The 17,635-nt window shown below is 41.1% G+C and carries 22 protein-coding genes; 15 read left to right on the top strand and 7 right to left on the bottom strand.

Annotation, left to right across the window (positions count from 1 at the left end):
* Positions 1-307 precede the first annotated feature (307 nt).
* On the top strand, positions 308-1,861 hold the full coding sequence (locus tag J0656_RS16010) for a M20/M25/M40 family metallo-hydrolase (protein ID WP_207035701.1): 1,554 nt from the start codon (positions 308-310) through the stop codon (positions 1,859-1,861).
* Between the two features lie 64 nt (positions 1,862-1,925).
* Here J0656_RS16010 and J0656_RS16005 read toward each other — a convergent pair whose 3' ends face one another.
* Together J0656_RS16005 and J0656_RS16000 are read right to left on the bottom strand one after the other, a co-directional pair.
* Positions 1,926-2,330 (bottom strand): hypothetical protein, encoded by a 405-nt coding sequence (locus tag J0656_RS16005; RefSeq protein WP_207035699.1) that lies wholly within the window; start codon positions 2,328-2,330, stop codon positions 1,926-1,928.
* A 138-nt stretch (positions 2,331-2,468) separates the two neighbouring features.
* Complete coding sequence (locus J0656_RS16000) at positions 2,469-2,801, bottom strand: single-stranded DNA-binding protein (RefSeq protein ID WP_207035697.1); 333 nt, start codon at positions 2,799-2,801, stop codon at positions 2,469-2,471.
* A 199-nt stretch (positions 2,802-3,000) separates the two neighbouring features.
* Here J0656_RS16000 and J0656_RS15995 point away from each other — a divergent pair, with 199 nt between their 5' ends.
* The 4 genes from J0656_RS15995 (at position 3,001) to J0656_RS15980 (ending at position 5,163) form a co-directional block, all read left to right on the top strand.
* The gene (locus J0656_RS15995; protein ID WP_207035695.1) at positions 3,001-3,225 is read left to right on the top strand and encodes a hypothetical protein; all 225 of its coding nucleotides are present in this window, start codon (positions 3,001-3,003) and stop codon (positions 3,223-3,225) included.
* A 211-nt stretch (positions 3,226-3,436) separates the two neighbouring features.
* A complete protein-coding gene (locus J0656_RS15990; protein ID WP_108245345.1) occupies positions 3,437-3,931 on the top strand; it encodes a Dps family protein in 495 nt (164 codons plus the stop codon).
* A 49-nt stretch (positions 3,932-3,980) separates the two neighbouring features.
* On the top strand, positions 3,981-4,451 hold the full coding sequence (locus J0656_RS15985; RefSeq protein ID WP_207035693.1) for a hypothetical protein: 471 nt from the start codon (positions 3,981-3,983) through the stop codon (positions 4,449-4,451).
* Between the two features lie 109 nt (positions 4,452-4,560).
* A complete protein-coding gene (locus J0656_RS15980) occupies positions 4,561-5,163 on the top strand; it encodes a GNAT family N-acetyltransferase (RefSeq protein WP_207035691.1) in 603 nt (200 codons plus the stop codon).
* On the opposite strand, the gene J0656_RS15975 is transcribed toward J0656_RS15980, so the two are convergent.
* On the bottom strand, positions 5,160-6,296 hold the full coding sequence (locus J0656_RS15975) for a glycerate kinase (protein ID WP_207035690.1): 1,137 nt from the start codon (positions 6,294-6,296) through the stop codon (positions 5,160-5,162). The genes J0656_RS15980 and J0656_RS15975 overlap by 4 nt on opposite strands.
* Positions 6,297-6,421: 125 nt before the next feature.
* Here J0656_RS15975 and J0656_RS15970 point away from each other — a divergent pair, with 125 nt between their 5' ends.
* The 4 genes from J0656_RS15970 to J0656_RS15955 are packed head-to-tail and all read left to right on the top strand — an operon-like array spanning position 6,422 to position 8,601.
* On the top strand, positions 6,422-7,120 hold the full coding sequence (locus J0656_RS15970) for an SIMPL domain-containing protein (RefSeq protein ID WP_207035688.1): 699 nt from the start codon (positions 6,422-6,424) through the stop codon (positions 7,118-7,120).
* 36 nt (positions 7,121-7,156) lie between these two features.
* Positions 7,157-7,648: a DUF6265 family protein gene (locus J0656_RS15965; protein ID WP_207035686.1), complete on the top strand. Its 492-nt coding sequence runs from the start codon at positions 7,157-7,159 to the stop codon at positions 7,646-7,648.
* 17 nt (positions 7,649-7,665) lie between these two features.
* Positions 7,666-8,238, top strand: a complete 573-nt coding sequence (locus J0656_RS15960; RefSeq protein ID WP_207035683.1) for a pentapeptide repeat-containing protein — start codon at positions 7,666-7,668, stop codon at positions 8,236-8,238.
* A gap of 9 nt (positions 8,239-8,247) precedes the next feature.
* Entirely contained in the window at positions 8,248-8,601 is a 354-nt protein-coding gene (locus J0656_RS15955) for a hypothetical protein (protein ID WP_207035681.1), read from the top strand.
* Here the strand turns inward: J0656_RS15955 and J0656_RS15950 are convergent, their stop codons facing one another.
* Positions 8,602-9,072: a CBS domain-containing protein gene (locus J0656_RS15950; RefSeq protein WP_108245353.1), complete on the bottom strand. Its 471-nt coding sequence runs from the start codon at positions 9,070-9,072 to the stop codon at positions 8,602-8,604.
* 122 nt (positions 9,073-9,194) lie between these two features.
* Between J0656_RS15950 and J0656_RS15945 the strand changes: the two genes are divergently transcribed.
* The 3 genes from J0656_RS15945 to J0656_RS15935 all read left to right on the top strand — a co-directional run bounded on the left by J0656_RS15945 (position 9,195) and on the right by J0656_RS15935 (position 13,057).
* Positions 9,195-11,465 carry a M28 family peptidase gene (locus tag J0656_RS15945; RefSeq protein WP_207035679.1) on the top strand — a complete coding sequence of 757 codons (2,271 nt, stop codon included), beginning with the start codon at positions 9,195-9,197 and terminating at the stop codon, positions 11,463-11,465.
* On the top strand, positions 11,458-12,264 hold the full coding sequence (locus J0656_RS15940) for an SDR family oxidoreductase (RefSeq protein ID WP_207035677.1): 807 nt from the start codon (positions 11,458-11,460) through the stop codon (positions 12,262-12,264). The genes J0656_RS15945 and J0656_RS15940 overlap by 8 nt, the downstream gene beginning before the upstream one ends.
* Positions 12,265-12,346: 82 nt before the next feature.
* Positions 12,347-13,057, top strand: coding sequence for a hypothetical protein (locus tag J0656_RS15935; protein WP_207035675.1), 711 nt, complete (start codon positions 12,347-12,349; stop codon positions 13,055-13,057).
* Between the two features lies 1 nt (position 13,058).
* On the opposite strand, the gene J0656_RS15930 is transcribed toward J0656_RS15935, so the two are convergent.
* Positions 13,059-13,559: a nuclear transport factor 2 family protein gene (locus J0656_RS15930; RefSeq protein ID WP_207035672.1), complete on the bottom strand. Its 501-nt coding sequence runs from the start codon at positions 13,557-13,559 to the stop codon at positions 13,059-13,061.
* Complete coding sequence (locus J0656_RS15925; RefSeq protein WP_207035670.1) at positions 13,549-14,046, bottom strand: hypothetical protein; 498 nt, start codon at positions 14,044-14,046, stop codon at positions 13,549-13,551. Before J0656_RS15925 ends, J0656_RS15930 begins: the two co-directional genes overlap by 11 nt.
* Positions 14,047-14,110: 64 nt before the next feature.
* Here J0656_RS15925 and J0656_RS15920 point away from each other — a divergent pair, with 64 nt between their 5' ends.
* The gene (locus J0656_RS15920; protein WP_207035668.1) at positions 14,111-15,052 is read left to right on the top strand and encodes an NAD-dependent epimerase/dehydratase family protein; all 942 of its coding nucleotides are present in this window, start codon (positions 14,111-14,113) and stop codon (positions 15,050-15,052) included.
* Between the two features lie 4 nt (positions 15,053-15,056).
* Here J0656_RS15920 and J0656_RS15915 read toward each other — a convergent pair whose 3' ends face one another.
* Positions 15,057-15,380, bottom strand: coding sequence for a hypothetical protein (locus tag J0656_RS15915; protein ID WP_207035667.1), 324 nt, complete (start codon positions 15,378-15,380; stop codon positions 15,057-15,059).
* A gap of 254 nt (positions 15,381-15,634) precedes the next feature.
* Between J0656_RS15915 and J0656_RS15910 the strand changes: the two genes are divergently transcribed.
* Positions 15,635-16,915 (top strand): DUF2157 domain-containing protein, encoded by a 1,281-nt coding sequence (locus J0656_RS15910; protein WP_207035665.1) that lies wholly within the window; start codon positions 15,635-15,637, stop codon positions 16,913-16,915.
* The gene (locus tag J0656_RS15905; RefSeq protein ID WP_207035663.1) at positions 16,908-17,492 is read left to right on the top strand and encodes a GDYXXLXY domain-containing protein; all 585 of its coding nucleotides are present in this window, start codon (positions 16,908-16,910) and stop codon (positions 17,490-17,492) included. The genes J0656_RS15910 and J0656_RS15905 overlap by 8 nt, the downstream gene beginning before the upstream one ends.
* Positions 17,493-17,635: the final 143 nt, after the last annotated feature.

Here is a 17,635-nt window from a genome sequence, read left to right as displayed (position 1 = left end):
AACACAATTATGTTAAATTTAATTTAGATTGATTTAAAATAATTATTTTTGTCTCCTATTTCGGTTCTATCCATGGGAAAGAAAAAGGACAAAAAGAAACTCAAAAAAGCAAAACTTAGGGGGTTACCGCCGACTGGCAAGGTAAAATCCAAGTGCTGCGAAAAATACAAGAAGAGCGAAAAAAAACGCTGCAAAAAATGTCCTTGCTTTGATTTGATGAAAAAAGTCGCCTAGTCATCTCGCTTAAATCACTTGCCTCCTATTCAATTTCTGGTATTTGTCCTATTTTTAGGGCAAACTAGAAACCATGATCAAAAAAACCTCCCTTTTATTTACCATGCTCCTTTTGTCCGGCATATCCATGTTGGCACAGAACAAGGACGCAGTGATTGAAGCCATCGTTCAAGAAGCCAACGAAAACTCCCAACTCGAAATCCTTGGCCATCAGCTTATGGATGGTATCGGACCTAGATTGGTCGGTACCCCACAAATGAAAAATGCCCATGATTGGGCGGTTGCCAAATACGAAAGTTGGGGAATTCCTGCCCGCAACGAACAATGGGGCGAATGGAAAGGCTGGGAACGTGGCATTAGCCATATCGATATGGTACATCCCAGAGTACAGAGCCTAAGGGGAACCCAACTGGCCTGGAGCCCAAGTACTCCCAAAAAAGGAGTGACCGCAGAACTGATTGTTTTACCTACCATTTCGGACTCCATGGAATTCAAAAATTGGCTTCCGAATGTTAAGGGCAAGCTGGTCATGATTTCCATGCCACAACCCACAGGAAGACCAGATTACAATTGGGAAGAATTTGCTACCGAAAAGTCCTTTGAAAAAATGAAAAAGGAACGTGAGGAGCAAACTGAGGCATGGGACAAGAACATGTCCAGAACTGGACTGGACCGTCGTAGTCTGCCCGCCGCCCTTGAAGAGGCAGGTGCCGTTGGTATCGTAGCCTCCTATTGGTCCAGAGGTTTTGGGGTAAACAAAATTTTCGGTGCCTATACCAAGGAAATCCCGACCGTTGACTTGGAATTGGAAGATTACGGGATGTTGTATCGATTAGTGGAATCGGGGCAAAAACCGCAGCTTCATATTGTAGCAGAATCCAAAGAATTGGGCAAAGTACCCACTTTCAACACCATAGCCGAGATCAAAGGTTCCGAAAAGCCGGATGAGTATGTAATTCTATCCGCACATTTTGATTCTTGGGACGGTGGCACCGGAGCAACCGACAACGGTACTGGAACTTTGGTAATGATGGAGGCCATGCGCATTTTGAAAAAAGCCTATCCCAACCCAAAGCGCACCATTTTGGTCGGACATTGGGGCAGCGAAGAACAAGGGCTTAACGGTTCCAGAGCTTTTGTTGAGGACAATCCAGAAATTGTAGCTGGCGTACAGGCTGTTTTCAATCAAGATAACGGAACGGGTAGAGTGGTTCGGATTTCCGGTGGCGGATTTTTGAATTCCTATGATTATTTAGGAAAATGGTTGCATGAAGTTCCCAAAGAAATTACCGATGAAATCGAAACGACCTTTCCCGGAACCCCTGCCCGTGGCGGTTCGGATTATGCCTCTTTTCAAGCTGCGGGAGCTCCTGCCTTCAGTCTGAGTTCTTTGAACTGGTCCTATTGGAACTATACTTGGCATACCAACCGGGACACCTACGACAAAATTATTTTTGATGATGTAAGGAACAATGCCATCCTCACGGCAATTCTTGCCTACATGGCCAGCGAAGACCCTGAAAAGACTTCAAGGGAAAAAGCTGTGCTTCCAATAAGTGATAGAACGGGAGAGCAATTGGAATGGCCAGAGCCACGCTCACCTGAACGCAACGGAGGTCAAAATTAAAACTACATGCAAAAAAACGCCCCTAAATTGGGGCGTTTTTCGACTAACTAACTAAAATCTATGTTTACAAAATTCGGGGCGATGCTATTTGCTGCGCCTCAACAATAGCCTCTTTCAAGATATCTTGTTTGGCTTTATAGGTAAAGTATAAACTGGTTCGTTGATAATAATAGTCGCTATGCTCACAATGATTCCCACACGATTGCGCGTGCTCTGAGTAGGCAGACTGTTTGGCTTTCATATAAATATGGTAAGACGCATTATCTTGGGTCTCCAAATCATTTTCATAGCTTGTTTGATCTTTCCAAAAATCCTTCTCATCCTCCATAGAGAAAAAAACAGACAATTGTTCATGTTGGGCATCCTTACGAGCCTGTTTTTCATAAAAAGGTATTTCATTATCCTGTGCGGATATTTTAGTGATTACCCCTAGGGCAAAAAGTGCTACTATTTGAACTCTTAATCTCATCCCTCGCATTTATTATATGTACGTTGTTCATTCGAAAAAAGTTCTGGCGTTTGCACTTATAACAACTAAAAAAGAATTTACCCTAATACCAAAAACAAAAAAGGAGGTTTGACCTCCTTTTTTGTTTCGAATTCATGATCATTTTCCTAACATCAATAATTCGTTACATTTAATTTCGGTGATATATCTTTTTTCACCCTCGTTGGTCTCGTACGACCGGTTCATGAGCTTGCCTTCTATTATGACTTCTTTTCCTTTTGATAAAAAATCCTCTGTTATTTCAGCTAATTTGCCCCAAGCCACAATATTGTGCCATTGCGTATCTGTTACCTTTTCGCCCTTGGCATTTTTGTAGGATTCATTTGTTGCGATGGAAAATTTGGCCAATTTGGTGCCATTTTCCAAAATGATGATTTCAGGGTCGTTTCCCAAGTTTCCAATCAATTGTACTTTGTTTCTAAGTGAGTTCATAGTAATAAGATTTAAGATTTGAACATGTATTCATCGAACTTCATTGCTCGACGAGGCAAACTTAGAAGCTTCAGAAAGTGTTATTTGGTTTGTAACCGTTTGCTTTCGTTTGTAAACGTATGTAAATAATTACACGTATTTAAAAGTGACCTAAGAACGTTAACTGTGTCTTATTAATTAACCAATAACTACTTAGTCCATGGCAATCCGAAGTATCAATAAATATATTGTTCTTAAAAGATTTAGTTTGGGCAAGGTGCTGTACGATAAATTGGACACCATTTATGTACAGGAACACGACCCTGCAAACAAAGAGCCCCAGAAGGTTTTCAACGGTGAGAAGGAATATGTTACCGACATTTCTTCAGACGTATACCTTTCATTGCGCAAAGGATTCATCATAGACGATCAGGAAAGAGACTGACCTTAATTGCTTTAGAGCACCAAACAAACAGGATTTTTAGTAATCCATCTATCCAAACCTTCCTTCTCACCTACCCAATAGCGGCCCACAGGCCAATTCAGTACCAAAAGAATCCTCGCATACCTTTTGCATCAATATTTACATCGTTTCAATCAATCCGCGCCAGTGTTGATGTGTAATTTTATAGAAAACAAATCAAAAAATCTATTATATGGAAGCTGTTAAAGCAAAAAATAAAACTTTCAAAAAACTAGGATTCACTTATTTGGAAACTGCTGAAATAGTAGTAAGTCTAAATACTCTTTTGGCCAACTATCAGGTTTTCTATAATAAACTGAGAAATTTCCATTGGAATATCGAAGGGCCAGAGTTCTTTGAACTTCATGAGGAGTTTGAGAACGAATACAATACAGTAAAAGAAAACATTGATATTGTTGCCGAAAGAATCCGTGTATTTGGTGTAAAAAGCAATTTTTCGCTTAAAAAAACACTGGAGCTCTCAAAAATAAAAGAGCAAGAAAAAAATATCTCCGCACTAGAAATGGTCAGGGAAGTTTTGCACGACTACGAAATTCTACATGATAGCATGTTGGACGCCGTAAATGCAGCACTGGAAACAGGCGATGTGGTCACAGAGAACATGCTGACGGAATTTATGACAGCGTTGGAGAAAAGACACTGGATGTTCACCGCTTATCTAAAATAGTTGAAGCACACATTCAGCGAACTGATTTATTAACTATAAAAACTATACTATGAAAAAGTTGATTACCATACTATCACTAGCAACCCTAACCGCTTTTGCAGGTTATGGTCAGAATAAAAATTCCGGGGTCATGAAGGCCACTACACAATTAAAGACCTTTACCGTTTCCGAAAATGGAAAGGAAAAGGAATATAGCGTAAAGGTGATGGAACGAAGGAACTATACCATGGAACTGGACAGCAAGGACAAAGGCATGGTGAACCAAGATAGGAAACCATCATCCGCATATGTCACCAAATTGGTAGCCATAGATAGTGACTCAGATCCCAACTACGACGATTATATGGTACTAAAATACAAAGGTTCCGAAAGGAACAACTTTGAGGTGGTACAGACCGATAACGGTTTTGATATTAACGTTGACGATAAATCCATGCACTACAATGTGTTGGAAAGCAATTACCTCATTGACAAGAAGGATAAAAGTTTCTTTATAATTGAGGAATTTGAATCGGAATAGTTGATATGATTTCGTTTTTTGATTGATGATGGAGCCAGGGATTTTCCCTGGCTTTTTCTTTGCTCAAATCGGTGGATTAAAACTTATATTTGAACTTTAATTTCAACCTATGGATTCTTGGCTACGCCCCGTTCAATTGGAAGGTGAATTGGTAAAATTGGTTCCCCTACAAAAAACGCACAAAGTGGATTTGGCCTTTGCTGCCTCCGACGGGAAACTTTGGGAGCTGTGGTACACTGCCGTTCCCTCACCAAAAACCATAGATACTTATATAGAGACTGCGTTATCCGAACAGGCTTCGGGAAAGGCATTGCCCTTTGCCATCATCAACAAAAAAACAAACACTATTGTAGGAACCACCCGTTACCTCAATGTGGACGCCAAGAACAAACGCGTGGAAATAGGTGCTACTTGGTACTCCAAAAAAGTCCAGCGAACAGGAATCAATACTGAATGTAAGTACATTTTGCTAAAATATGCGTTTGAAAACTTAAACTGTATTGCGGTTGAATTCAGGACACACTTCCATAACCATCCTTCCAGAAATGCCATTTTGAGGTTGGGTGCCAAACAGGATGGTATTTTAAGAAACCACCGAGTAGATGAACACGGCAATTTAAGGGACACCGTTGTGTTCTCCATTTTGGACAGCGAATGGAAAACCGTAAAAACTTCGTTGGAATTTAAAATGACGAGGAGTTACTTGGGTTAACCTTTGCCCAGCTTCACCAAATTTGCAAAATTGTAACTGGCCAATTTCAAATTTTCTACCGTCCTTGCCTTGGCGTCATCCAGATTTCCTATTTGATTAAGAATGGAGACTGCATAATCCAATCCCATTTCTTGCATCTCGTTAATGTCAACATCAACAGACCCACAAAAGGCGGCAACGGGAACCTTATGTTTTTTTGCAGATCGTATCACTCCGCTGATGGTTTTTCCAGAAAAGGTCTGGCCGTCCAATTGTCCCTCGCCCGTAATCACCCAATCAGCTCCTTGCAACGCTTCATCAAAATTGGCAAGCTGCATAATCAAATCAACACCAGAAACCAGTTCGGCATTCAAAAAAACTACCGCTCCCCCACCAACGCCACCGGCAGCTCCGGAACCTGGAATATTTTGGACATCAATGTCAAATGATGCTTCGAGCATTTTGGAAAAGTTTTTCAACCCTCCATCCAAAAACTCGATATCCTCCTCAGAAGCACCTTTTTGGGCGCCATAAATTTTGGCCGCACCGTTTTCTCCATAAAAGGGGTTGTTTACATCGCAAGCTACTTGGATTTTAATTTCGGCCAGCTTTGGATGGATATTATTTTGACGGATTTTCTTAACCTTTGCCAAATTCTCCCCGATTGGTTTCAATTCATTTCCTTCGGCATCCAAAAATGAATAGCCTAACGCTTTTGCCATCCCCATGCCACCATCGTTGGTAGCACTGCCGCCTATTCCCAACAATATGGTTTGGGCACCACGTTCCAAAGCGTCCAAAATCATTTCCCCAGTTCCCAATGTAGTGGTGTGCATGCAGTTCATCTCGGTTTTTTGCAGCAACTTATAACCGGATGCTTCGGACATTTCGATAAAAGCTGTTTGCCCATCCTCCGACAGCAGATAGTGTGTTGTAATCTCCCTAAAAAGAGGATCCTTGACCTTTACGCTCACCTTTGCTGCTTTGAGATAATCCGCCACAATATCAATGGTGCCATCTCCACCATCGGCCAAAGGCATCTTCAAAATTTCCGATTTTGGGAAAACTTTATAGATACCTTGAGCAACGGTTTCACAAAATTCGCGTCCTGTGAGCGAGCCTTTATATTTATCGGGTGCCAAAATAAATTTCATCCCTACAATGTACTCAAGTTTATCGAGTTAATCCAAAGATTTGAATCAATACAAGGGAGCAAAATCCAAAACGGCACAGGTTTTGAACATAAGGCGGAAGTATTTATCTTTAATAAAATTACATCATGAGAAAGACTATAATTTTTGTAGCAACAGCTTTAATTACTATGACAACCTTTGCCCAATCCAAAAACTTTTTGGACACTCCCTATCTGGAAACCTCTTCGCAAGTGGACACGCTGGTGACCCCGGATAAAATCTATTTGAACATTATTATACAAGAAAAGGACACTAAAGGCCGCGTCTCTGTCGAAGAACAGGAGAACCAAATGGCACAGCGCTTTAAGGCCATGGGCATAGATTTGGACAAGCAATTGGTAATCAAAGACATGGGCAGTAACTTCAAAAAATATTTCTTGCGCCAAAAAGAGGTGCTAAAAAGCAAGCAATACTCGTTGGTAGTGTATTCTGGAAAAGAATTGGGCGAAGTAATGGTGGCCTTGGAACAATTGGACATTGCCAACACCAATATTGAAAAAACAGAGTACTCCAAAATGGAGGAACTGGAACTCGAGCTAAGAACAAAAGCCGTAAAAAAGGCCATGCAAAAAGCTGAGGCCCTAACAAAACCATTGGGCCAAAAAGTTGGAATGGCCATTCATATTGCCGACAACTCGCAATATTACCCAAGATACAACCAAGCTCCGATGATGGAAATGAAAGCCGTTTCTTCCGATATGGGACAAGCACAGCCTTTGGATATCGATTTTGAGAAAATACGAGTGGAGACCACTGTAAATGTAAAATTCGCCCTGTCCAATTAACGGATAGGGTTTATCAATCAAAAAAACGACCAAACCATGAAATCAATCAAACTTATTTTACTGTTTTGCGCAGGAATCGTTTCTGCTCAAGAAACCTTACAGCTCTCTGAAGGAGAATCATCGCCCAAGGCAAATTTGGAAGACGTCTCTTGGATAGAGGGGCATTGGACAGGCGAAGCATTTGGTGGAATTGCCGAAGAAATCTGGAGTGCACCTTTGGGCAACTCCATGATGTTCGTGTTCCGATTGGTAAACGATGACAAAGTATCCTTCTATGAGTCAGGACACATTCAACAATTGGACGATTCCATTATACTACAGCTTAAACATTTTGATGGAAACATGAGGGGTTGGGAGGAAAAAGACCAGACCATTGACTTTAAACTGGTGAAACTTGAACCCAACAAGGTATATTTTGAGGGACTTACCATGGAAAAAATAAGCGAAGACCAAATCAATGTTTGGGTCCTTATCGAGGAAAATGGAAATACCGGAGAAGTTCTTTTTGCATACAACCGAATGAAGTAACAAAATAAGTGAAGACCATGTCGGCAAACTTTTGGACAGATCAGAAGTTCACAAAACGGGATTATACTAAGCAAAAATTGCCCAAGGGCGATTACGAAAATTGCCGTTTTGTGGACTGCCTGTTCTCCAAGGGGTATTTGGACAATCAAAATTTTGTGGAGTGCACTTTTGAAGGATGCGACCTTACCAATACCAATATCGCCAATACCACTTTTAACGATGTAACTTTTAAGGACTGTAAAATGGTGGGGGTTCAGTTTGAAACTTGCAGTCAACTTTTATTATCACTACGTTTTAGCGGATGTAATCTTTCGGTGGCATCTTTCAATGGAATGGATTTGCCTCGTATTGGTTTTCAAGATTGTAAATTACATCAAACCGATTTCTCTGAGGCTCATCTAAAGCAAGCAGAATTTTCTGGTTGCGACCTTGAAAACGCCCTTTTTGAAAATACGAATCTCGAACAGTCCGATTTTACCTCAGCCACTAATTTCAACATCGACCCGTCCATCAATCACATAAAAAAAACCCGTTTCAGTGAGGGCGGTCTAATCGGTTTATTAAAAAAGTATGATATTGTGGTGACCTAATCTTATCCTATGCCTGAAAGAAAATGCTTGGTCTGTGGCGAAAAACTCTTGGGCCGTATCGACCAAAAATACTGTTCCGACCATTGTAGAAACGCATACAATAACCTACTGAACAGAGACAGCAAAAACCTTGTTCGAAACATCAACAACAAGCTTCGCAAGAATTACAGAATTCTTGACAGTTTCCCTCTCAAGGACGGCAAAACCAAGACCACCAAAATGCGGTTGCTGGACAAAGGTTTCGATTTTGAATACCTCACCAACCTTTATACCACCAAAAAAGGCAGCACCTACTTTTTTGTCTACGATTTGGGCTATCTACCCCTCGACAATGACTATTTTATGATCGTAAAAAGGGAATAATTATTTCCAACTATGGGAAGTAAGCTTGAGGGCCGCAACCACAATATCTTTTCGGCTGATCTGACCCACCAAAATATCGTTCTTCATCACAGGTAACCTACGTCTATTATGCCTATCAAAAACACCAGCCGCATCAAAAATGGACATATCGTGAGGAATGGTCTCAACATTCTTGGTCATAAACCGCTCCACGCTTTTGTCCAAAATAGGTTGATTAAAATACCTGCTCTCGGATATCTGTTTCATACAGTCAGCCTCCGAAACAATCCCTACCAAAAAACCATTGTTGTCCACAACGGGTCCACCAGAAATATGGTGTTTGGCAAAAGTCTCCATCACTTCCAAAATGGACTGGTCCGGAGAAAAGGTGATCAATTTTTTGGTCATGTAATCCTCCACCAAAATTGGGGCATTGTATTTCTTCTTGGCCTCCTCTTTGCATCGTACGCCTTGAAAACTTTTGATTGCCATATGGTTAGATTTTAAAGTTGAATAATAAATATAGACTTTTTTAGCGAATAACCTAATTTTTGACATCAAAATATGAGAACCTTTTAGAATTTCATACATTTAATCACCAACAACGCTAAGCCATGAAATTTTCCCGAACCCTTGCCCTATTACTCCTTCTTTTTGCCGTATACTGGAGTTTTAAATCCTTGATGCCTCCCTACAGCCCCGACCAAGATGTTGAGCTGGAAGCCTTTTCCACAGACAGGGCGCTGGAGCATGTAAAACAATTATCTATGGAACCCCATGCCGTTGGTTTCCCTGGGCACGAACGCGTCAAAGATTATATCATTTCCGAATTGAACAAAATGGGGTTGACGACCACCGTTCAAGATGGGTACACTGCAGGTGACTGGGGCAACTTGAGCAAGGCAACCAATATTCTTGCAAGAATAGAAGGAAGTGGAGATGGAAAAGCACTTCTTCTATTGTCTCACTACGACAGTAATCCACATTCATCCTTCGGAGCAAGCGACGCAGGAAGCGGCGTGGCGACTATTTTGGAAGGTATCCGCGCTTTTTTGAGCGAGAACAGAACGCCCAAAAACGACATCATTATCCTAATCAGCGATGCAGAGGAGCTTGGGCTTAACGGAGCGGACCTTTTTGTAAACAAGCACCCGTGGGCCAAAGATGTAGGCCTTGTCCTTAATTTTGAGGCACGGGGCAGCGGTGGCCCCAGTTACATGCTTATCGAAACCAACAGGGGCAATGCCAAATTGATAAAAGAATTCAAAGAGGCCAATCCAAAATATCCCGTAGCAAATTCCTTGGCCTACAGTATCTACAAAATGCTCCCTAACGATACCGACCTTACCGTTTTCAGGGAGGACGGCGATATTGAGGGCTTCAATTTTGCCTTTATCGATGACCATTTTGATTACCATACTGCATTGGACAACTACGAAAGATTGGATAGGAACACACTTGCTCACCAAGGAAGCTACTTAATGCCCCTGCTCACCCATTTTAGTGATGCCGATTTGGATAACCTAAAAAGTTTGAGCGATGAAGTTTATTACAATCTCCCATTGTATCACATGGTCTCCTACCCTTTTGAATGGATCTGGCCTATGTTCGGTTTTGCAGTTCTTGCGTTTGTACTGCTGCTATTTTTTGGTTTCAAAAACAAAAAACTCAATATCAAGGAAATTTTCAAGGGCTTTGTTCCGGTTCTTATCACTTTGCTCGTCAACGGACTTGCGGGATATTTCTGTTGGTCCATAATTACATGGTGGTACCCTGGTTTTAAGGACATGCTCCATGGATTCACTTACAATGGGCATCTCTACATTGTGGTATATGTCATGTTCTCGTTGTTCGTGTGTTTTTACACCTATCACAAATATCGAAAAACAAGTACACCCAATTTATTGGTTGCCCCAATTTTTATTTGGCTGATCGTTTGCGGATTGGTTGCACACTACCTCAAAGGAGCCAGCTTTTTTATAATTCCCCTATTTGGTTTGTTGGCAGGACTTTTAATTACTATTAACCAAGAAAAGCCAAACCCTTTCCTTATGGTATTTCTGGCATTGCCCGCAGTACTCATCTACTCCCCTTTCATTAAAATGTTCCCCGTTGGCCTTGGTTTAAAAATGATGGTCGCCTCAACGCTGTTCACAACACTGTTGTTCTTCCTAATACTCCCATTTTTTGGCCAGTTAAAAAGTAAAGGGCGTTTGGCCTATCTCTGTTTGTTTCTCTTCTTCACATTTGGAATCACAAGCCATATCCAATCCGACTTTAACGAGAAAAGACCAAAACCAAGCAGCTTGCTATATGTTTACAATGAAGACAAAAACACTTCCCAATGGGCCACTTACGACAATGTCCTGATAGATTGGAACGGTCAATTTCTTGGAGAGGATAAAAAGCAACCCGAAGCAGAGACAATTTCCAGTAAATACCGCACCAATTTGAATTATGTTGCCGATGCTCCGAAAAAAGAAATACCCGTGCCATACATTGACACGGTAATGGACACCATCGTTGGTGAAAACAGAGTGATTGAAATCTGCATAACCCCGCAAAGAGACGTAAACCGTTTGGAGATTTTTACAAACCCGATAAAATTGGGGAAAGCCAAAGTAAACCAGATTGAGCTATCCTCCCATTTCTTGGAAAACAGGAAAAACAGATTGGTCACACACTACATAACAAACAATAATTTTACGGAACTACAATTGGAGTTTCCCAAGGATTCTGTACTGGAACTTACTCTTTATGAAGCATCCAACGACCTTTTGACACATCCTGACTTCAGTATTCCGGAACGTCCAAAAAACAGTATTCCCATGCCATTTGTTCTAAATGATGCTATATTAACGATTAAAACTTTACGATTTGAGTAAAAACATTGGTGTTTTGGGCTGCGGTTGGCTAGGGTTCCCCTTAGCGAAAAAATTAATTGAAGATGGATACAACGTTCACGGGACCACAACATCATCCGATAAGTTCTCTGCCTTGGAGAACGAGGGAATCAAACCCTTCAAGGTTCGTTTGTCAGAAAAAGAAATTGAAGGCGACATCCAAAGCTTCCTTTCCGATCTTGATAAAGTGATCATCAACGTACCGCCGAAACTTCGTGGCAAGCAAACCGAAAGCTATGTTGAAAAAATCAAGCACCTCATCACGGAAATCAAAAAGAGTGATGTATCCCATCTCATTTTTGTGAGCAGTACGGCTGTTTACGGGGATGCCGATGGCGAAGTCTCCGAAGAATCGCCCACACAGCCTACAACCGAATCGGGTAGACAATTGGTGGAATGCGAAAACCTATTGAAAAACGAAAATGGGTTCATCGCAACCATCATTAGATTTGGAGGTTTGATTGGTCCAAATAGACATCCCGTCACCATGCTTTCAGGTCGGGAGAACCTGACTGGTGGAAACAATCCAATAAATCTGATCCACCTTCATGATTGCATTCACATGATTGCTACCATTCTAGAGCAAGGATACTGGGGAGAACTCTTTAACGGTGTATATCCGCATCACCCCAAAAAGCAAATATATTATTTTGAAGAAGCCCAAAAGAGAGGCTTGCCCGCTCCCGCATATGACGAAGAACCCGATACCAAAGGGAAGATAGTGCTGAGCAAGAACTTTATGGGCAAAGGCCAAACCTTTCAAACAGCAATTGATTCCTAGGGCCATAGCCTTTTACTTATCGAATTCTTAACAGGCGGGTTGGGATTAATTTGTTAGATTTGGCGCACTAAATTGAAGATCAATGAAAAAGACTGTACTCCTATTGCTCCTATTTGTGGGCTTTACAGGTATTTCCCAAACAAACGATGCACTCCTAAAGCACTATAATGCCTACTATAAAGAAATGCGCCTTCAGGGTGATGTAAATGGTGTTATCAGTGCATTGACGCACCTTAACGTCATTTCTCCGTCCAAAGAGAGAAGGGATACTTTGGCCTTTGTTTACATGAACAATGGCAAACACATGCAAGCCTTGAACACTATAGGCATTGAAAAGAATGCCGAAGATTCGGATTTGGCGGTACAGGTAAAGGCCTTTTCACTCAAGTCCTTGAACCAGCCCAAAAGAGCTTTGGAACATTTTGAGGAGTTGAATTCCAGAAACCCATCTCCTTACTTGGCTTATGAAATGGCCGATCTTAAAATTCAAACTGGGGATATGGAAGGAGCCGTTAAAAATATCGAATATGGTATTGCCAATGCAACGGATGAAATGAAGTATGCCTTTTATGAAAGACAACAACCCTATGAAGTTCCTCTAAAAGCGGCTTTCTACCATTTGAAGGGATTGGCCGATTTTAACCAGAACAAAGAGAATATCGATGCCGCTATTGCTTCTATTGATGAAGCACTGAAAATAGCTCCGAATTTTAATTTGGCAAGTTTGAGCAAGCAAGCTTTGGAATCGAGAAAGCAACAAGCCGCCGAAGGTTCGGAAGGAACTAAAAATTAAGCTACTGCTTCTTTTTTAGTTCTTGGAGCAAAGCATTATCCTTTTCTTCCTTGATTTGGACCAGCTCGGCCACATTATCGTTGGGTACCGCTATTGACAATACATAATGGGCAATCTTCCATTGCCCATTTATTTTTTTAAGCACTCCGGAACCTCTGCATATTTTCATTTGGGTATCCAACAATTCGTCGAACCAGGCAAAATCGCCAGACTCCCCTACATAAATATTTCGCTGTACCGCCGTAAAGCTCCATGCTTTGCCCTTGTCAAAATAGGGTTTGGAGAATGCCCTGAATTCATCGTTCTGCCAATTTTCCATGGCATCGGTTCCCAAGAACACACCGTCCTCGGTCATTTTATCAAAATAGGCCTCAAAATCGGCGTTCGCCGCAGCAAGGTGCCAACCATCCAGCACATCATTGATTTTATCTTTCTCCGTATTCTGCGCAAATAGGGTGACTGATACCGTTAAAAGCACCAATACAAGAATCTTATGTATCATCTAGAATCAGTTTTTTATCCAATTGGCTGTTCATGATCACATTCAACTGCTTACGTATGGAATTGTATGCCTCCAACACCTTTATGGTGGGCTCTGTGGTCGGTTGATTTTCCATAATGCTGGTCTTCGCCTTGTACAAAAAAGTTCGCATCACCATCTGTCGGCTCTTCACTTGAAACGAATCGAACAGTTCAGGGTATTGGCCCGCTTCCAGTTTCTTCTCCTTTTCTATTAAATCGTCGATAGCAAGTGCCAAATCTTCATTGTTGGTTGCCTTGTAAAGCACATCAATGCTACTGTTCAAATCTTTGAACTGTTGCCAATCAGCTACTATAGCAGCAGCTTCGGGATTGATTTCAACTTTTTCGGGCATTTTTTGATAGTTGAACTCCAACTCCTCGGTGTTCACCTCAACAGGGGCTTCTTCAACCTTTTTACAGGCGTTTAGAAGCACTATCAGAACAAGAATACCTAACAATTTTTGCATAAGCTAATGTACAAATTTTAATAAAGGGTATCTTTGCCCTCGAACTAAATTAACTTCATTTTTAATGCATAAGCCCATATTGATCATTGGCGCCTGTGGCCAAATAGGAACGGAACTCACCTTTGAACATAGAAGCAAGTACGGTGCTGATAATGTAATTGCAAGTGATATTCGCGAAGGCGGAGACGCCTTAATGCAGTCAGGACCTTTTGAGCTCTTGGACGCCACCAACTATGCCGCAATTGAAGATGTGGTGATGCATTACGAGATCGATGAAGTTTACTTAATGGCTGCCATGCTCAGCGCCACGGCAGAAAAATTCCCAATGCGTGCATGGAACCTGAACATGAATTCCCTTTTCAATGTCCTGAATTTGGCAAAGGACAAAAAGATTTCCAAAGTATTCTGGCCTTCCAGCATAGCTGTGTTTGGACCGAACACCCCTAAAACCAATACTCCGCAGAGTACAATCATGGAACCAAGTACGGTGTATGGCATAAGTAAGCAATCTGGGGAAAGGTGGTGTGAATACTATCATAAAAAATATGGCGTGGATGTTAGAAGTGTCCGCTACCCCGGGTTGATAAGCTGGAAAACGATGCCTGGCGGTGGTACTACCGATTATGCGGTTGAGATTTATCATGAAGCACTTAAAAAAGGTTCATATGAGTGCTTTTTGAAGAGTGATACAGAACTTCCCATGATGTATATGGACGATGCCATTAGAGCCACCATTAGTTTAATGGAAAGTCCATCAGAGCAAATAAAAGTAAGATCTTCCTATAATCTGGCCGGCATGAACTTTACCCCTGAAAAAATGGCCGAAAGCATTGTTGGGCACATTCCAAACTTCAAAATAAGCTACGCCCCTGATTTTAGACAGGAAATCGCTGATTCTTGGCCCAGTAGCATTGATGATACGGAGGCAAGAAATGAGTGGGGCTGGGAACCTAGATTCAATTTGGACCAGACCACAAAGGAGATGTTAGAAAATCTGAAGGGTTAGGCTACTACTCCTCTTCACCGGAATCTGAATCTGAAAAGTCCTCGTCTTCCTCTGGGATTTTATCATAATCCTCGGAATCAAAGTTTTCCTCATCGCTATCATCCTCATCGAAGTCGGCCATGGAACGTTCCAGTTTTGAGCTGATCTTTACCAGATATTTGGTATCCTCGGTAGATACTTCCACAGCCTCTATATATTCTCCCTTTATATTCTTGAAGTTAATTACATCATCATCCCCATATCCATCAGGATATTTTTCCACCAAAAGCTTGAGTACCTCGGAGGTGAGTTTTTTATAGTCTACAATTACGCGTTTGAGGTTGTCCATGGTGTTGTTGGTTACTTATCCTAAGTTATATAACTATTGTGATTGTATGGAAAAATTATAAAAAAAATCTTTGCATTTCAAAATTGGGGCGATTTTATCGACCAAAAATGATGTTAACCTGAAGTTGGTATTAAAAAAAGGGAAAGAATACAGAAAAACAACTAAGAGGAAAGATTAAGTCATTCTACCTACTTTACAATAATTATGTATCTTAACCTAATCAAATTCAAGGCTTAACCTACAAAACGAGGACCATGAGCATTCTCAACGACCTGCAAGAACTTGAAAGTGCCGGGGTAATCTCCAAGGATACCTCGACAAGAATCGAATCTTACTACAAAAACAAAAAAGACCCATCCACTAACAAGCTTTTTGTGGTTTTTGGCATTTTGGGGGCAATTTTGGTCGGTCTGGGGACGATTCTAATCATTGCGCATAACTGGGATGAACTGTCCCGCGGGCTAAAAACAGGAGCAGCATTTCTTCCTTTATTGGTAGGACAGGCTTTATGCTCGTTCACCCTACTAAAAAAGCATCAAAATATTGCTTGGAAAGAAGGTTCAGCGGTTTTTCTGTTCTTTGCAGTTGGTACCAGCATAGCGTTGATCAGTCAGATATATAATATTCCCGGAAATTTAAGCTCGTATCTACTGACATGGATGCTCTTGATATTGCCCCTTGTTTATGTAATGAAATCCTCAACGGTTTCTTTGCTCTACATTATTGGAACAACGTATTTCGCAGGCGAAACCGGATATTGGGACTACCCCAAGGATTCACCCTATATTTATTGGTTGTTGATTGCCGCCATTGTTCCCCACTATTATCTTTTACTAAAGAAAAGTTCGAAAAGCAACTTTGTCCGTTTTCATAATTGGTTTATCGCCTTGTCCCTGACCGTGGTTTTGGGCACTTTTTCCAAACAAATGGACGAACTCATGTTCTTGGCATACGCATCTTTGTTCGGCCTGTTCTATCTTTTTGGAACAAGTAAATTCTTCATGGACAAGACCACAAAAAATGACTTTACCCTATTGGGAAGCTTAGGTAACGTTGTCATTTTATTGATTTTGAGCTTTAATGAGTTTTGGGAGCATCTCATTAAAAAAGAAATGTTCCTGAATGAAATTATTGTTGCTCCAGAATTTATCATTACCATCATTTTATCCGTATTGGCCATGATGTTTTTATATGAAAGGTTAAAATCGTCACCAATTAAAGATATCTCTCCTTTTTCGGTTGCCTTCCTATTGTTTATACCTATTTTCTTTATAGGAACATTTTCATCCATAGCGGTATTCTTGATAAATCTTTTGGTTTTCGCCATTGGAATCCTAACAATTAGAGCTGGCTCCAAACAGAACCATTTGGGCATTCTCAACTACGGTCTTCTTATTATAGCTGCATTGATCGTATGCAGGTTTTTTGATACCGACCTAAGTTTTGTAATCCGTGGACTGCTATTTATATCTGTTGGTGTGGGATTCTTTTTTGCCAACTATAGGATGATTCGAAAAAGACAGGAAAATGACTAGCAGGAACAAACAAATACTCATTTTTGCCTTAGTGGCACTAGCTCAGCTCTATGTTCCCGCCAAAATGGTTTGGAACCAAGAAAGCATACTGGAGGAAGGCACCGAATACAAATTCAAGACTGCCCCGGTCGACCCTAACGATCCTTTTAGGGGGAAATACATTACATTGACATTTGAAGAAAACACCTTTACCGTGCAAGATGAAATGGACTGGTCCCGAGGTGAAAAAGTGTATGTGCTTCTTGGTACGAACAAATCCGGGTTTGCAAAAATAGATTCCATTTCCAAACAGTCGCCCAACGGCCAACAGGATTTTGTAGAGGCCAAGGCATGGTTTGTGTCCAGAAACGGGGAAAACAAGGTATCAATCGATTACCCGTTTAACAGATTTTATATGGAGGAATCCAAGGCGTACGATGCCGAAGCCACCTATCAAAAATCACAGATTGATACAACCAAAACCACATACGCCCTGGTTTCCATTAAAAACGGGGATGCCGTGCTAAAAGATGTGTTGATAGATGATATCCCGATCAGGGAAATAGTCATAAAGGAACAAAGTAAAGACCAACGCTAAAATTGGTGTTGGCAAGAATTAGACTCTTAAAAAGCCATTTGGTTCCCTTTTTGGTCAAAACCTATCCGTTTTTTGGCAAATTAACATGGGAACGGAGGGTAAAGTGGAATTTTGGTTAACTTGTCCTGTCAAGTTGATGATAA

It is taken from the genome of Flagellimonas aurea (assembly GCF_017313785.1).
Taxonomy (GTDB): Bacteria; Bacteroidota; Bacteroidia; order Flavobacteriales; family Flavobacteriaceae; genus Flagellimonas; species Flagellimonas aurea.
Note: the sequence above shows the minus strand (reverse complement) of the source record. Positions and strands in the feature narration are given on the sequence as shown.

Excerpts from the sequence above, each read along its gene's own strand:
- J0656_RS16010 (WP_207035701.1), top strand. The coding sequence starts at position 308 with ATGATCAAAAAAACCTCCCTTTTATTTACCATGCTCCTTTTGTCCGGC.
- J0656_RS16005 (WP_207035699.1), bottom strand. The coding sequence starts at position 2,330 with ATGAGATTAAGAGTTCAAATAGTAGCACTTTTTGCCCTAGGGGTAATC.
- J0656_RS16000 (WP_207035697.1), bottom strand. The coding sequence starts at position 2,801 with ATGAACTCACTTAGAAACAAAGTACAATTGATTGGAAACTTGGGAAAC.
- J0656_RS15995 (WP_207035695.1), top strand. The coding sequence starts at position 3,001 with ATGGCAATCCGAAGTATCAATAAATATATTGTTCTTAAAAGATTTAGT.
- J0656_RS15990 (WP_108245345.1), top strand. The coding sequence starts at position 3,437 with ATGGAAGCTGTTAAAGCAAAAAATAAAACTTTCAAAAAACTAGGATTC.
- J0656_RS15985 (WP_207035693.1), top strand. The coding sequence starts at position 3,981 with ATGAAAAAGTTGATTACCATACTATCACTAGCAACCCTAACCGCTTTT.
- J0656_RS15980 (WP_207035691.1), top strand. The coding sequence starts at position 4,561 with ATGGATTCTTGGCTACGCCCCGTTCAATTGGAAGGTGAATTGGTAAAA.
- J0656_RS15975 (WP_207035690.1), bottom strand. The coding sequence starts at position 6,296 with ATGAAATTTATTTTGGCACCCGATAAATATAAAGGCTCGCTCACAGGA.
- J0656_RS15970 (WP_207035688.1), top strand. The coding sequence starts at position 6,422 with ATGAGAAAGACTATAATTTTTGTAGCAACAGCTTTAATTACTATGACA.
- J0656_RS15965 (WP_207035686.1), top strand. The coding sequence starts at position 7,157 with ATGAAATCAATCAAACTTATTTTACTGTTTTGCGCAGGAATCGTTTCT.
- J0656_RS15960 (WP_207035683.1), top strand. The coding sequence starts at position 7,666 with ATGTCGGCAAACTTTTGGACAGATCAGAAGTTCACAAAACGGGATTAT.
- J0656_RS15955 (WP_207035681.1), top strand. The coding sequence starts at position 8,248 with ATGCCTGAAAGAAAATGCTTGGTCTGTGGCGAAAAACTCTTGGGCCGT.
- J0656_RS15950 (WP_108245353.1), bottom strand. The coding sequence starts at position 9,072 with ATGGCAATCAAAAGTTTTCAAGGCGTACGATGCAAAGAGGAGGCCAAG.
- J0656_RS15945 (WP_207035679.1), top strand. The coding sequence starts at position 9,195 with ATGAAATTTTCCCGAACCCTTGCCCTATTACTCCTTCTTTTTGCCGTA.
- J0656_RS15935 (WP_207035675.1), top strand. The coding sequence starts at position 12,347 with ATGAAAAAGACTGTACTCCTATTGCTCCTATTTGTGGGCTTTACAGGT.
- J0656_RS15930 (WP_207035672.1), bottom strand. The coding sequence starts at position 13,559 with ATGATACATAAGATTCTTGTATTGGTGCTTTTAACGGTATCAGTCACC.
- J0656_RS15925 (WP_207035670.1), bottom strand. The coding sequence starts at position 14,046 with ATGCAAAAATTGTTAGGTATTCTTGTTCTGATAGTGCTTCTAAACGCC.
- J0656_RS15920 (WP_207035668.1), top strand. The coding sequence starts at position 14,111 with ATGCATAAGCCCATATTGATCATTGGCGCCTGTGGCCAAATAGGAACG.
- J0656_RS15915 (WP_207035667.1), bottom strand. The coding sequence starts at position 15,380 with ATGGACAACCTCAAACGCGTAATTGTAGACTATAAAAAACTCACCTCC.
- J0656_RS15910 (WP_207035665.1), top strand. The coding sequence starts at position 15,635 with ATGAGCATTCTCAACGACCTGCAAGAACTTGAAAGTGCCGGGGTAATC.
- J0656_RS15905 (WP_207035663.1), top strand. The coding sequence starts at position 16,908 with ATGACTAGCAGGAACAAACAAATACTCATTTTTGCCTTAGTGGCACTA.